Consider the following 13745-nt stretch of genomic DNA (forward strand, 5'->3'; position numbering starts at 1 on the left):
CCCCGGCACGACAAACGTACCGGGGTTTGCTGTAAGGGCTTTGAGGCGATCAGACCGGGGCTTCGGAATCAGATGATTTCTGCCACAGGTTCAGGCCACCATCGGTCGCGTATTTGTCGATTTCAGCCAGTTCCTCGGCACTGAATTCAAGGTTGTTCAGGGCATCAAGGCTGTTATCAAGCTGTTCGACATGACGCGCCCCAATCAGGGCGGATGTGATTTCCGGGCGACGCAGCACCCATGCAATCGCCATCTGTGCCAGTGTCTGACCACGGCGTTTGGCGATTTCGTTCAGGGCGCGCACACGGTTCAGGTTGTCTTCGGACAGCATGCCGGACTGGAACGATCCTTCAAGGGCGGCACGGGAATTTTCCGGCACACCATTCAGGTATTTGTTGGTCAGAAGCCCCTGCGCAAGCGGCGAAAACGCAATGCAGCCAATGCCAAGCTCGGACAGGGTATCAAGCAGCCCTTCGGTTTCGACCCAGCGGTTCAGCATCGAATAGGATGGCTGATGAATGACGCAGGGCGTGCCCAGATCGGCCAGAATAGCCTGCGCCTTGCGGGTCATTTCGGCGGAATAGGACGAAATGCCGACATAAAGCGCCTTGCCCGAACGCACGATCTGATCGAGTGCGCCCATGGTTTCGACAAGCGGCGTGTTCGGATCAACACGGTGCGAATAAAAGATATCAACATAATCAAGCCCCATCCGCGACAGGCTTTGATCCAGACTTGAAATCAGATATTTGCGCGAACCCCATTCGCCGTACGGCCCCGGCCACATGCGGTAACCCGCCTTGGTCGAAATCACCAGTTCGTCGCGATGGGATTTAAGGTCCTTTGCCAGCACCTTGCCAAAGTTTTCCTCGGCCGATCCGGGGGGTGGGCCATAGTTGTTGGCAAGATCGAAATGGATGACACCACGATCAAAGGCGCGCCGAATCATCGCGCGCTGCGTTTCAAAAACGTCAACACCGCCAAAATTCTGCCAAAGGCCCAGCGTGATCTGCGGCAGCATCAGGCCGCTTTTGCCCGACCGGTTATAGGTTGCATTGTCGTAACGTGCGGGATTGGCATTCCAGCCTTCTTCCACTGACGCCATTTATTCCTCCTGCCTATTTTCTTTTGGGGTCATGCCCGCAATTGAATCGATCCAATGTTTTATTCATAAGGCAAAAAGACCGCGCTGTCAGGCGTGTTAACATGAAAAAACCGCCCCGATATGTCGGGACGGTTTTGTAATGCGCCTTGCCTGAAGACCGAACTTACGCCACGCGTTTCTTGATCGGTGCGGTTGCCTTTTGCAGCCATTCAAGAAGATCTTCGTCAAGATCGTCGGCATACATGGCATAGACCTGTGCGTGGTAATCATTCAGCCACTGCAATTCATCCTTGGTCATCAGTTCCGGATCAATCAGTTTGCGTTCGATCGGCGAGAAGGTCAGCGTTTCAAAGCCCAGCATCGGGCGATCCGCCCCGAGCGGGCCATCGACTTCGACAACCGCAATCAGGTTTTCAATCCGGATGCCATATTCGCCTTCCTTATAGAAACCCGGTTCGTTCGACAGGATCATGCCGGGTTTAAGCGCGATCTTGTTCGGTGCCTTGGAAATCCGCTGCGGACCTTCGTGAACGCCAAGGTAACTGCCTACGCCATGCCCGGTGCCATGGTCGAAATCAAGCCCGGCTTCCCAAAGCGGCGCACGGGCAAGGGTATCAAGCTGCTGCCCGGTGGTACCGACCGGGAAAATCGCGCGCGCAAGTGCGATATGCCCCTTCAGCACACGGGTGAAACGATCCCGATGTTCCTGGGTCGGTTGCCCGATCACGGTTGTACGGGTGATATCGGTCGTCCCGTCCAGATACTGCCCACCACTATCGATCAGGAAAATTTCGCCCGGTGACAATTTCCGATTGGTTTCGGGGGTATTGCGATAATGGCAAAGCGCACCGTTCGGGCCGCTGCCCGGGATGGTTTCGAAACTGGTATCGCGGAATAACGGGTCTTCGGCACGAAGTGCGAGAAGTTTGTCTGCCGCCATGCGTTCGTCAATGCTGCCATCGGCTGCGGCTTCTTCAAGCCATGCGAAATAACGAATGATCTTTTCGCCGTCGCGCTTATGTGCCTTGCGCGATCCTTCAAGTTCGACCTCATTCTTGCAGGCCTTGGGCAACGCCACCGGATCACGCCCGATCCGCATCGTCGCACCGGCATCGGAAAGCTTCATGCGCAGCCAGTCGGATGCGGTTGCCTCGTCCAGGCGGACCGACTGATTGCCCAACGCACCAAGGGCTTCTTCCAGTTCGCCGGGTTGGCGGATGGTCGCGTCGTTTTCAAGCCATTTGACGGTTTCAGCCGGAAATTTGCGTTCATCCATAAACAGATCAACCGATGCATCACCATTGATGATGGCATATCCCAGCGGCAGCGGAATATGGGGTACATCGCCACCGCGGATATTCAAAAGCCACGCAATGCTGTCAGGGGCTGAAATCACCGCACTGTCGCATTCCAGTTTTTCGAGCATTTCGGCAATCTGTTTGCGTTTTTCCGCGTTTGATTTGCCGGCATGTTCCAGAAGATGCGGGCGTACAGGCGCAACCGGCATGGCGGGCTGTTTATGCCAGAGAACATCAATCGGATTGGGCTCGATTGCGACCAGTTCGGCACCAACACCCTCGCACGCACCACGCAGATGTTCGGCCTGCTGGACAGTATGCAGATGCGGGTCATAGGCCAGCTTCTGTCCCGATTTAAGATTGTCGTGAATCCAGCCGACAACCGGTTCATCGACCAGATGACGATATTCGTAGATGTCGCGGTTGACCTGCTGACGGACCTGAATGGTGTAACGACCATCAACAAACACGGCGGCCTTGTCGGCAAGCACCACCGCCGCCCCGGCCGACCCGGTAAAGCCGGTCAGCCACGCCAGGCGTTCGGCACAGGCCGGAACATATTCACCCTGATGTTCATCTGATCGCGGCACGACGAAACCATCGACACCCTTGGCGGCAAGATATTTGCGAAGCGCTTCGATCCGGGCCGCGGCATCATAGCCATCCTTGGCATACAGAAATTCCGATTTGCGTTCATCACGCAATGCCAGCAGGGCCGATTTCAGATCATCGCCAAGCTTGCCACCGACCAGATCAAACCAGTCGGTTCGCGTATCGCCATTGGCACTGGCAATCACACCGTCAATCAGATCGACAATGGCAGTGACGTCCTTGTTAACGCCGTCACGTTCAAGCATGGCAGCAAGTTGGGTATCGCCGGGAAGGGTCATCAAAATCCTCGTTTCTGTGCGTGGGGCAGCATCCGACCAAAGCTATCTAAGGGTTTTCGCCGATCACTTGCAAGATGGAATGCCAGAAAACGTGGCAGGACACGCCAATCGGACGACCGGCAAACTACACCGGCGTCACGCCTATACCACCACATGCATGATGGGTATGAAAGCCCTGCAAGCTTCGCAATACAAATTAAGAGATGTTTAATCTATTACAGGCGCGTGACAAAAAGATGGCCCGTCGGGACGTCAATTTGCAGGAGACCAAAACGGTGATCCGTTTTCCAATTACTGTCCAGAACGTTGTTCAATCGCGTCGTCGCCAGACGGCCTATGACGGTCTAGAGCGCCTCACCCTTACGGAACGAGCCGCGCTCGGCCTTGATACAGGCCCTGCCCTTCTGGCAGACGATGCTGAAAGCCATCATCGGGGTCAGACCCTTTCGATGGAAGCAACGGACAGGGAATAGGGATCAATCCCGCCCGCGAAGGTCTTTGATGCCATTGGACGAAGCGCAGGATCGAAGGTTCACGATCCTTGCGGTCTTTTTTGTCTTTCCCTCTGAGACGGCCCTGCTACTCCACGGCAGGGCCGTTTCTTTTTCCAGGTAGCTTCAAGCGAGCTATAAATCCGTCCGTCATGCACGGGCGTGGCGAGATAAGTTCCAATTGCCCACCAGCCTGTTCAATGATCGCCGAAACAATTGACAAGCCCAGCCCCGAACTTTCGGGATGTTTGCCATGACGTTCAAACCGATGAGTCAGGCGGACTAGAATATAGTCGGGTACAGTCCGCCCGGCATTCTCCACAATCAATGTATCCGGACCTTCGACGCGCAGAGAGACCGCCTGATCGGCATCACCATGCATCAATGCATTTTCAAGAAGATTGCCGACACAGATACCAAAGGCATCCGGGTCGATTGCCGCCACCAGCGAGGTCCCGTTGCGCATCACATCAATGCGATCCCCGAACCGGTTGCTGCGCCGGATATCTTCAACCACCATATCCACAATCGCATCAAGATCATGGTGTTGATCACTTTTACCAATCCCAGCCTCGGCACGCGACCATTGCAATAGTTTTTCCGATAAACGCCGCAAACGTCCAAGCGACTGTTCGACCCTTTTTGCCCGTTCACGGTGAATGTCATCCGGTGCCATTTCTGACAGCAATTGCTGTGTCTGTGCCAACGCACTTGCAATCGGGGTACGCAACTCATGTGCGCTGTTGGATGCAAAGGAACGTTCAGCATTCAATGCAGATTTCAAGCGCACCAGAAGCGTATTGACCGCGCCGCCAATCCGGGCAAGCTCAACAGGAATATGCTTGATCGCAATCGGGTCAAGATTACCACTGCCGCGCAGATCAATTTCATCATGAAGGCGGGCAACTGGCCCCAGACCTGCACGGACACTCAGCCAAATTGCCACGATGATTGCAGGCACCAGAACAATTACCGGCAACAGAACCGCCACCGCACTTTCAAAGGTTGCCTCCCGCCGATGCGCCAATGGCTCGGCAACCTGCAAGAACAACGTGCCGCTAATGGCCGCCTCGGTATAGTAACGAAACATCTCGTCCTGCCAAAATCCCGGCTCAAGCGGGGCAGCAAAGGCAACCTGACCCGCATCGTGCGTCTGTAACAGGACCTCGCCCATAGCGTTTCGCATCTGATAGAGAAGATATTCCCCGCTATCATCAGGTCCGTCGTCTTTGCCGTCGTCCTGATGGTGATCAAGCAACGCGGGCAATTCGGTCATCCCGCTGCCATTCGGTCTGTTCATGATGAATTCGACTGCAAGCGGAAGATTACGTCGCGCTGTTTCCTGCAAGCCACTATCGAAGGCTTCGCCAAGTTCTTCGTCGATGACTACTGCTGCTAATCCCGCTGCGACCAACCATAGCGTCACGACACAAAGTGTCACCCGCCCGACAATCCGCGCAGTCAGGCTGCTGCTGAAAAAACCTGCCATCCTACCCCTCAAGCCGATAACCGACGCCGCGCAAAGTCCTGATCAGGGTTCCACCGATCTTTTTGCGCAGCCTGCTGACATATACCTCAACCGTGTTGCTTTCAATTTCAGCACCAAATTCATAAAGCGCGTCTTCAAGCTGGCGTTTGGACAGGGTTGCGCCGGGACGGCGGACAAACTGATCAAGCAGTGCCCATTCCCGCGCTGTCAAATCAACGGTCTGTCCCGCCCGGAAAACGCTTCTTGCTGCCAGATCAATTTCGAGTTCGCCAATCTGGATCAGTGGATTGGGATTACCCGAATAACGCCGTGCAACCGCCGCCAGTCTTGCTGTCATTTCGTCAAGGTCAAAAGGCTTTACCAGATAGTCATCCGCCCCGGCATTAAGCCCGTCAATCCTATCGGTAATCTGATCCTGCGCCGTCAGAATAATACAAGGGGTCGCATCACCCCGCCTGCGTAATGATCGCAACATGTCGATGCCATGCCCATCCGGTAAATTGAGATCAAGCAGTAAAATATCGTACGGCGTACCGATTATTGCGGTGGATGCATCGCCAACGGTTTGCACCCAGTCAATCGCATGCCCGGCCGCAATCAAGTGGTCGCGAAGTGCAGCGCCCAGTGCTTCTTCGTCTTCAATCAGCAAAAGCCTCATGCACTTCTCCGTCACGAAATCCAGTGGGTACACAACCCCATAAGTCAGATTACCGCAGTTTCCTGACAACAGCCTGAAGGCATTTTTCCGGCGTGTTCAGGTTGCTGTCAGGTTGGCCCTTCAGATTGCCTGCAGACGAGTTTTCCACATCCCGCCCGGAGACACACGATGAAAAACGCAACCACGCTGGCGACCGCCTTTGCAACTCTTCTGGTCGCATCAACCATAGCCGCATCCGCAAACGAGGAACGCTGCAAGGCACCGATGGACCAATGGCAGCCACGTGAAACTCTTCAGCAGAAGCTCGAGGCCGAAGGCTGGAAAATCAAGAACATCAAAACCGAAGACAATTGTTATGAGGTTTACGCCATTACACAGGATGGCAAGCGCGTTGAAATCTATTTTGATCCTCAAACCCTTGATCAGATTAAACCACGGAAGGACTGATCATGGTTGCTACCGTAAAAGTGTGGGACCCACTGGTCCGAGTATTTCACTGGGGGCTTGTGGCATGCTTTGCCGTGGCGTGGATTTCGGCCGACACATGGGAAGACATGCACGAGGTCAGTGGTTATATCGCCGCTGCCCTGATCGCATTTCGTCTTTTGTGGGGGCTTATCGGTCCCCGCTACGCCCGTTTCACGCAGTTCCTGCGCCGTCCCACAGAAGTTGTCGCTTATCTGTCCGATATCCTGAAGGGTCGGGAAAGACGCTATATCGGGCACAACCCGGCCGGGGCTGCAATGATCCTTGTGCTTTTGCTGTTCATGACGGGTACGGCTCTGACCGGCTGGCTTTATACCACCAGTATGTTCTGGGGTTCGGACTGGGTCGAGGAAATGCATGAATTTCTTGCCAATAGCCTGCTTGTGCTAGTTGGCCTGCACGTTGCCGGGGTTGTTCTGGCCAGTATCCGTCATCAGGAAAGTCTGGTGCGCGCAATGGTGTCGGGTCGCAAACGCCGACCTGCCGGTAATGACGTCAACTGATCAAAATCATCTCCCAATACCCTTCACTGCGAAGATTTTTTACCGGATCAGCCAACCATCTGATTCGGCCAGCGTCTTAATCTTTCCGGCAATCCGTTTCGCCTTTCTCTCTTGTTCAGGGCAGTTAACCAATGCATTTTCCAGTTTTCCGACGCCTGCCAGATTTACAGCATGTTGACTACCGCGCCGTACTTTTCGCGTTGGCCCTTTATTTTTGTGTTGCCTTTAACTGGACTGTCCTGGGTGATTTTTACAGCATCCTTGGCGCACTTGATGCTTATGATCCAATTTTTGCCGCAACAGCCCCCTTGGTTATTTTCCTTGGCTTGATCCTTGTTTTCATACCGTTCTCTTTCAAACCGGTTCTTAAACCATTTTTTACGGTTCTGATTCTGACATCCGCGCCAGTTACTTATGGCATGGTTCGATACGGCATCGTGTTTGATCGTGACATGATCCGGAACTTTGCCGAAACCAATGCTGCTGAAGCCTTTTCCTATCTGACACCAATGGCTGTGTTCTGGTTTGTCATGACCGGCTTGTTGCCTGCTATCCTGCTGGTATTGACGCCGGTTCGCTATGCAACGTCTTTCTATCGCGGGATCGGCCAGCGGATCGTAATGACCGCAATTATCATCCTGTGTATCGGCACAATAGCCGCCGGATATTTCAAGGATTACGCATCCGTCGGACGTAATAACAAAATCCTCGGTAAGGAAATTGTCCCGATAAGCTACATCACCGGAACAATTCGCTATGTCAAAGGCGTATATCGCGACCGGTCTATTCCGTTTCGCACAATTGGCAATGACGCCCGCCTTATCCGGAAGACGGATAAGCCGACCCTGATGTTTCTGGTAATCGGTGAAACCGGGCGAGCGGCAAGTCTGGCTGCAAACGGCTATGACCGACCGACGACGCCCTTCACCGAAAAACTTGGCACTGTCATCGCGTTTCAGAATGTCCGATCCTGTGGCACTGCAACTGCAATTTCCGTACCTTGCATGTTCTCCCAAATGTCGCGTTCCAATTATGATGAAAGTATCGCGCGCAATAGTGAAAACCTGCTCGACGTCATAGCCAAGGCTGGGATTCCGGTCCTTTGGATGGAGAACGACGGTGGTTGTAAAGGGGTTTGCGACCGCGTTCCCACCGTCGAGATATCAACGGATGATTTCCCCGACCTTTGTCAGAATGGCACATGCCATGACGAAGCTTTTCTTGAAAATATTGATCAAGAAATCCTGGATATGGGCAAAGGCGACAAGCTGATTGTCATGCATCTGATCGGCAGTCACGGGCCAACCTATTTTGAACGTTACCCTGAAAACTTTCGCCAGTTCACCCCGGATTGCCCCCGCAAGGACATTGAAAACTGTACACAGCAGGAACTGGTCAACACTTATGACAATACCATCCGCTATACCGACTTCGTGATATCACAGATGATTGAAAAACTGACGGAATACGACGACGCATACAATCCGGCGTTGCTGTATCTTTCCGATCATGGGGAGTCTCTCGGCGAAAGCGGGTTATACCTGCACGGTGCCCCTTATATCTTTGCCCCCGAAGAACAAACCCATATTCCGATGATGGCGTGGATGTCCGCTGCCTTTGCCAGCACCCGGCATATTGACCGTGACTGTATCAATACGATTTCCAAGGAAAACAGCTATTCCCAAGATAATCTGTTTTCAACGGTTCTTGGATTGATGCAGGTTGAAACGAGCATTTACGATCAGAAGTCCGATATTTTTGCATCCTGCGAAAACGGCAAGGATCTTGTCCATGCGGATCGATAACACGAACAAAGTTGCAGATATTTCGGCATATTCGTCAGTCGTGTCAAACATTGCCATCCCCAAAGTCACAGTAATTTTTAATCCCTGCGCCGGGAGAGCAAATCGCAAACATCTGTTAGAGATATTTAGCTGGCTCCCCGGCAATATCACGCTGATTGAAACGCAACATCCTGGCCACGCCCGCGAAATCGCGTTCCGGATACCTTCAACAACCCGACTGTTTGTTGCCGGTGGTGATGGTACGATCAACGAAGTGCTGAACGGTTTGGTCGATGCCCGCATAATCGGGCGGAACATTCCGCCGCTTGGCATTATTCCGATGGGAACTGCCAATGTGCTGGCCATCGAAATCGGAATGGATTTTAGCACCGAGGCTATTGCAGCCTACGTGCAGAATGGTGTTGAAGCGGATATATTTCCGGGTATGGCAAACGGTCGGGCATTCATGCTGATGGCCGGTGTGGGTGCAGATGCCCAAACAGTCGCAGACATATCGCCTCTTCTCAAACGATGGATCGGAAAGGGTGCCTATGTCTGGCAAGGATTGATCACGACATTGCGCGGAAACCAACCGGCTTTTACGATCACTGCCAACGGCCAGACAACTCATGCCACCGGCGTCATTGCCACACATGCAGCCCATTACGCCGGAAAGTATATCCTAGCCCCCGATGCAAGTCTGCGACACCACAACCTTGATATCATTATCCTTTCCGCAACCGGACGCATCGCAAAATTGCGCTATGCGTTGGCTCTGCTTTGCAGCCGTTTATCCCAAAGCAAAGACGTAAGGGTCATCAAAACAAAAGAAATTATAATCTGTTCTTCGGCCCCTAACGCCGCTTTACAAATTGATGGCGAAGCATGGGGGCGACTTCCGTGCCATGTTTGTCTATCAGATCACGCGATCAGGCTGATCATGCCATTAGGGTCGGCAACGGCCTAATTAAGGTCGTAGTACAAATTGCAGGTTTCTTTTTGACCCGAGCGTAAAAGCCGCGCCATAGTATCGCCCGACGTTGATTTTCGGGGAAACATCCATGACAAAAACCGTTCTGATCACCGGTGGATCACGCGGCATTGGCCGTGCCACCGCCATTCTGTGTGCGCAAAACGACTGGAACGTCGCCATCAGCTATGTCGGCAACAAGGAAAGTGCCGATGAAACCTGTGCGCTGTGCGAACGGGCCGGACGAACCGGCAATGTTTTCGCCCAGAAATGCGACGTGAAATACGAACAGGACGTCTTGGACCTGTTTCAGGCAACGCTTGACCGGTTCGGCACAATCGATGCGGTTGTCAATAATGCCGGGATCGTCGCCCCCAAAAGCGATCTGGCGGATATGAGCATCGAACGGATGAAATCGGTGTTTGATACCAATGTGCTGGGGGCCTATATCGTGGCCCGCGAAGCTGCACGCACCCTGTCACATGCGGGCGGTTCAATCGTCAATGTATCCTCGATGGCCTCCAAACTGGGATCACCGGGCGAATATGTTGATTATGCCGGGTCCAAGGGCGCGATTGATACCCTGACGATCGGACTTTCCAAGGAACTTGGCCCCAGAGGCATACGTGTCAATGCCGTGCGGCCGGGCATTATTGATACCGATATCCACGGCAGTGCCGGCCGACCGGAACGGGTTGCCGAACTTGGCCCGTTCTGCCCGCTGGGACGGGCAGGCAAGGCAAACGAGGTCGCCAATCTGATCTACTGGCTGCTCTCAGATGATGCGTCCTATGTCACCGGGGCACTGATTGACGTGGCTGGCGGGCGATAACATGATCCGCGGCAGGATTTGACTGCGGTGATCCTGTCCGGCACTCTGCACCCTGCATTGAGCGGAAAGGAAGCCGAGATGAGCATCGTCAGCGCCAGCCGAAACAATCTGATTGCACGTGAACTCAAACGTGTCGATGGCCGCACCCCGCGTGCAAGGACCAAGCTTGCCAAACATCAGAAAATGGCTGCCAATCCGTTCCGGTTCCTGCGGGGTGCCGCCCAGATGTTTTATGGCGACCTGAAATCCGGTCGTATCGTCCTGCCCGAAAGTCTGACGGACAAACGGCTGATTACCGCCATCATGGGCGATTGCCATCTGGTGAATTTCGGGCTTCTGACCGAAGATGGGTCACATGGCGACGATGTAATTTTCTGCCCCAATGATTTCGACGATGCCTGTTTCGGGCTGGCAAGCTGGGATCTGGCACGGTTCTGTACCAGCCTGTTTCTGGCCTGCGACTATGCCGACGGACTAACGAATGACGATTACGACAGTGACGAAATGAATGATCTGTCTGGTCTTGAAGCTGCCAGCCAGAAGGACGCGAAAAAGGCCGCGGACGCGTTTCTGAAAAGCTACCGGAAGACCCTGGAAAAGATCGTTTCCGACCCGGATCACCGCCGCAGTGCTGTTTTGAAATTCTCCAAGGGCCATATCCTTGAAGCTGCGCGCGACAAGGCGTTGAAGCGCGCCGCAGGGGGCAAGAAGTTTGAAACCAAAAGCGCACTTGGCAAGGCGGTCGAACTGACCGATGGCACATTGCGGTTCCGCGACCTTCCGGAACGTTACAAGCGTCTTGATGCGGCCACCATGTCGGAAATCAGACGCGTTTTCCGTCCCTATGTCGATGACAGCATCCTTGATATCGTTCTTCGCGTCGGGGCGGGCACCGGATCGGTCAATATGAACCGCTTTTATCTCCTGGTCGGACCCGATGAAGTCGACGGGCCGGAAGATTTGCCGCTATGTCATATCGTCGAGGTCAAGCAACAGCGTGAAGCCGCCCCGATCCACCATTTCCCCGATATCAGCCCGAATAACCGCCTGAACCCGGCGCATCTTTCGGTCGACTGCCAGCGGGTCATGCAGCGCCGCCCCGACCTTGTGCTTGATGAAGTCGTCTGGCGCGATGACCACTGGCTGGTGCGATCCCGCCACCATGCACGGGTCGGTCTTGATCCCGAGGATATCTGTCTTGACACAAAGAACCCGGGCAAGGCGCTTAAACAATATGCCAGATCATGCGGCTCCGCGCTGGCACTGGCGCATGCGCGCGGCGACATCCGGTCCACCCGGTTCGAGGAAACCATGATCAGGGCGCTTGATCGCGATGCGGAAGGACTTGTTGCCGCAGCAGAAGGCTATGCCGATCAAACCATGTGCGATTGCCTTGCCCTGCAAAAAATGGTGATGCCGCCCCTTCTGAGTTAGCAAATGTCTTGCGGCATTTATGCATGGCGGACATTCTGCCAGCCGCGCATTTGCCGATATCAAAAACGCGGCCTGTCGATACAATTCCGGCGTTGTGTTCTTGTTGGAGCAACGCACATAGATGGACGACTTTTTCTGGTGGATCGTTCTGATCGGCTTTGCCGCACAGCTTGTTGATGGTGCGCTTGGCATGGCCTATGGCCTGACATCGACATCGCTTCTGATCAGCATCGGCCTGCCCCCGGCGCAAGCCAGTGCCACAGTGCACGCCGCCGAGGTTTTCACCACCGCCGTTTCCGGCACATCACATCATTTCGCACGCAATGTTGACTGGAAAATGGTCAGGACACTGGCGATTGCCGGTTCCATCGGCGGTGCTGCCGGTGCCGCGTTGCTGTCATCAGGGATCGGCGAATATCTTGCGCCGTTTGTCGCCCTTTACCTAAGCGCGCTGGGCGTTCTGGTCATTGCCAAGGCGGTGCGCAAGGTACAACCGCCTGCGGCGATGCGCGGGCTTGCCCCGCTTGGTCTGGTTGGCGGGTTCCTTGATGCGGTTGGCGGCGGCGGATGGGGACCGATCGTATCAAGCACGCTGGTCTATCGCGGCCATGCTGAACCGCACCGGATGCTGGGCACCTCGGCGGCATCGGAATTTTTCGTGACAGTGATGATCACCGTGACCTTTGCCGGGCATTTCGGACTGGAAAGTTTCGGGATGGCGGCACTGGCACTGGTGATCGGCGGCGTACCCGCCGCACCGCTTGCCGCCGTGCTTGTCCGCATCATCCCGCGCAAACCGCTCATGATCGCGGTCGGATTGCTGATCGTGATCCTTGGCGGGTTCGGGATTTACCGGTTTGTCAGTGCGTTGCTGGTGGCTTAGCCAACCACCAGCGTCGTCCATTCCTCGACCGGGAAACGCTTGACCAGTGACAGGCCGACATCGCGATAGGCCGACAGGACAAACTGTTCCTGATGGGACAGAAGCCCCGACAGAACCACATAGCCACCTTCGGCCAGCGTACCGCGCAGGTCGCGTGCCATATGGCGCAATGGGCGGGCAAGGATATTGGCACACACGATGTCGTAATAACCGGCATTGCGGATGCGCACGTCGCTAAAGCCGTTGGAATGGATCGCGGTGACCAGATCGGTGATCTTGTTGATCCGGGCATTTTCACGGGCAACGCGCACCGATGCGGCATCAATATCGGCCATCATCACCGGGCAGCGCCACGTTTTGGCGCACGCCATGCCCAGAATGCCGGACCCGCAGCCCATATCAAGCGCGTTGTAACGGTACGAATGTTTGGCGATCCAGTCGATTGCCGCAAGGCACCCCTTGGTCGTCTGATGTTCACCAGAACCGAATGCCAGACCGGCATCAACCTGCAAACCGGTTTTGGCCACCGGAATACCGTCTTCCCAGTGCGAGCCATGAACATAGAACCGGCCAACCGAAATCGGCTTGAAGCTGCGCAGGTTATCGCTGACCCAGTCTTTGGGCTCATAGGTGCCAAATTCGACCACCGGCACGTCAGCACCGACCGCAGACGCCATCAATGATACGGCGGTTTCAACCGCGGTCTTGTCAAGATGATCGCCCGAAAAGCCTTCGACCTTCCAGGGCGCGGTCGGATCGCCCGGCCGTTCGAAATGCGACAGGGCATCGCAATGCTCATACAACGCCTCGGCAAAGGCCGGGGCATATTTGCCATCAACCTCGAAGGTGAAATTATAGCAACGAACGGTTTCGGTCATATCGCTTCTCGCAAGATTGCGGCGGCCGTTTGACCGCACCAGAA

Annotated in this window: 13 protein-coding genes; 8 read left to right on the forward strand and 5 right to left on the reverse strand. The window is 54.6% G+C overall.

The features are described 5' to 3' along the window. Positions 1–49: 49 nt before the first annotated feature. A complete protein-coding gene (mgrA, locus tag J7395_RS01380) occupies positions 50–1105 on the reverse strand; it encodes an L-glyceraldehyde 3-phosphate reductase (protein WP_209220297.1) in 1056 nt (351 codons plus the stop codon). 163 nt (positions 1106–1268) lie between these two features. Beyond that, positions 1269–3293 carry an aminopeptidase P family protein gene (locus J7395_RS01385; protein ID WP_209220298.1) on the reverse strand — a complete coding sequence of 675 codons (2025 nt, stop codon included), beginning with the start codon at positions 3291–3293 and terminating at the stop codon, positions 1269–1271. Positions 3294–3568: 275 nt separating this feature from the next. Between J7395_RS01385 and J7395_RS01390 the strand changes: the two genes are divergently transcribed. Beyond that, positions 3569–3766, forward strand: a complete 198-nt coding sequence (locus J7395_RS01390) for a hypothetical protein (protein ID WP_142994591.1) — start codon at positions 3569–3571, stop codon at positions 3764–3766. A gap of 106 nt (positions 3767–3872) precedes the next feature. Here the strand turns inward: J7395_RS01390 and J7395_RS01395 are convergent, their stop codons facing one another. Continuing rightward, positions 3873–5273 (reverse strand): HAMP domain-containing sensor histidine kinase, encoded by a 1401-nt coding sequence (locus J7395_RS01395; protein WP_209220299.1) that lies wholly within the window; start codon positions 5271–5273, stop codon positions 3873–3875. Between the two features lies 1 nt (position 5274). Next, positions 5275–5931 carry a response regulator transcription factor gene (locus J7395_RS01400; protein WP_062947761.1) on the reverse strand — a complete coding sequence of 219 codons (657 nt, stop codon included), beginning with the start codon at positions 5929–5931 and terminating at the stop codon, positions 5275–5277. 168 nt (positions 5932–6099) lie between these two features. On the opposite strand from J7395_RS01400, the gene J7395_RS01405 reads away from it, so the two are divergent. The 7 genes from J7395_RS01405 to J7395_RS01435 all read left to right on the forward strand — a co-directional run bounded on the left by J7395_RS01405 (position 6100) and on the right by J7395_RS01435 (position 12823). After that, a complete protein-coding gene (locus J7395_RS01405; RefSeq protein ID WP_062947763.1) occupies positions 6100–6378 on the forward strand; it encodes a PepSY domain-containing protein in 279 nt (92 codons plus the stop codon). A 2-nt stretch (positions 6379–6380) separates the two neighbouring features. Continuing rightward, positions 6381–6920, forward strand: a complete 540-nt coding sequence (locus tag J7395_RS01410; protein ID WP_209220300.1) for a cytochrome b/b6 domain-containing protein — start codon at positions 6381–6383, stop codon at positions 6918–6920. Between the two features lie 131 nt (positions 6921–7051). After that, complete coding sequence (locus J7395_RS01415) at positions 7052–8725, forward strand: phosphoethanolamine--lipid A transferase (protein ID WP_209220301.1); 1674 nt, start codon at positions 7052–7054, stop codon at positions 8723–8725. Continuing rightward, positions 8712–9671 (forward strand): diacylglycerol kinase family protein, encoded by a 960-nt coding sequence (locus J7395_RS01420; protein WP_209220302.1) that lies wholly within the window; start codon positions 8712–8714, stop codon positions 9669–9671. The genes J7395_RS01415 and J7395_RS01420 overlap by 14 nt, the downstream gene beginning before the upstream one ends. A 94-nt stretch (positions 9672–9765) precedes the next feature. Next, positions 9766–10506 carry an SDR family oxidoreductase gene (locus J7395_RS01425; RefSeq protein WP_209220303.1) on the forward strand — a complete coding sequence of 247 codons (741 nt, stop codon included), beginning with the start codon at positions 9766–9768 and terminating at the stop codon, positions 10504–10506. A 78-nt stretch (positions 10507–10584) separates the two neighbouring features. After that, positions 10585–11940, forward strand: coding sequence for a DUF2252 family protein (locus J7395_RS01430; RefSeq protein ID WP_209220304.1), 1356 nt, complete (start codon positions 10585–10587; stop codon positions 11938–11940). A 121-nt stretch (positions 11941–12061) separates the two neighbouring features. Beyond that, positions 12062–12823, forward strand: a complete 762-nt coding sequence (locus J7395_RS01435) for a sulfite exporter TauE/SafE family protein (RefSeq protein ID WP_062947775.1) — start codon at positions 12062–12064, stop codon at positions 12821–12823. Here J7395_RS01435 and J7395_RS01440 read toward each other — a convergent pair. Next, the gene (locus J7395_RS01440; RefSeq protein WP_209220305.1) at positions 12820–13701 is read right to left on the reverse strand and encodes a 50S ribosomal protein L11 methyltransferase; all 882 of its coding nucleotides are present in this window, start codon (positions 13699–13701) and stop codon (positions 12820–12822) included. The genes J7395_RS01435 and J7395_RS01440 overlap by 4 nt on opposite strands. Positions 13702–13745: the final 44 nt, after the last annotated feature.

The organism is Thalassospira sp. A3_1, assembly GCF_017744215.1.
In the GTDB taxonomy this organism is placed as follows: Bacteria; Pseudomonadota; Alphaproteobacteria; order Rhodospirillales; family Thalassospiraceae; genus Thalassospira; species Thalassospira lucentensis_A.

Excerpts from the sequence above, each read along its gene's own strand:
- J7395_RS01385 (WP_209220298.1), bottom strand. The coding sequence starts at position 3,293 with ATGACCCTTCCCGGCGATACCCAACTTGCTGCCATGCTTGAACGTGAC.
- J7395_RS01400 (WP_062947761.1), bottom strand. The coding sequence starts at position 5,931 with ATGAGGCTTTTGCTGATTGAAGACGAAGAAGCACTGGGCGCTGCACTT.
- mgrA (WP_209220297.1), bottom strand. The coding sequence starts at position 1,105 with ATGGCGTCAGTGGAAGAAGGCTGGAATGCCAATCCCGCACGTTACGAC.
- J7395_RS01405 (WP_062947763.1), top strand. The coding sequence starts at position 6,100 with ATGAAAAACGCAACCACGCTGGCGACCGCCTTTGCAACTCTTCTGGTC.
- J7395_RS01415 (WP_209220301.1), top strand. The coding sequence starts at position 7,052 with ATGCATTTTCCAGTTTTCCGACGCCTGCCAGATTTACAGCATGTTGAC.
- J7395_RS01425 (WP_209220303.1), top strand. The coding sequence starts at position 9,766 with ATGACAAAAACCGTTCTGATCACCGGTGGATCACGCGGCATTGGCCGT.
- J7395_RS01410 (WP_209220300.1), top strand. The coding sequence starts at position 6,381 with ATGGTTGCTACCGTAAAAGTGTGGGACCCACTGGTCCGAGTATTTCAC.
- J7395_RS01395 (WP_209220299.1), bottom strand. The coding sequence starts at position 5,273 with ATGGCAGGTTTTTTCAGCAGCAGCCTGACTGCGCGGATTGTCGGGCGG.
- J7395_RS01440 (WP_209220305.1), bottom strand. The coding sequence starts at position 13,701 with ATGACCGAAACCGTTCGTTGCTATAATTTCACCTTCGAGGTTGATGGC.
- J7395_RS01420 (WP_209220302.1), top strand. The coding sequence starts at position 8,712 with ATGCGGATCGATAACACGAACAAAGTTGCAGATATTTCGGCATATTCG.
- J7395_RS01435 (WP_062947775.1), top strand. The coding sequence starts at position 12,062 with ATGGACGACTTTTTCTGGTGGATCGTTCTGATCGGCTTTGCCGCACAG.
- J7395_RS01430 (WP_209220304.1), top strand. The coding sequence starts at position 10,585 with ATGAGCATCGTCAGCGCCAGCCGAAACAATCTGATTGCACGTGAACTC.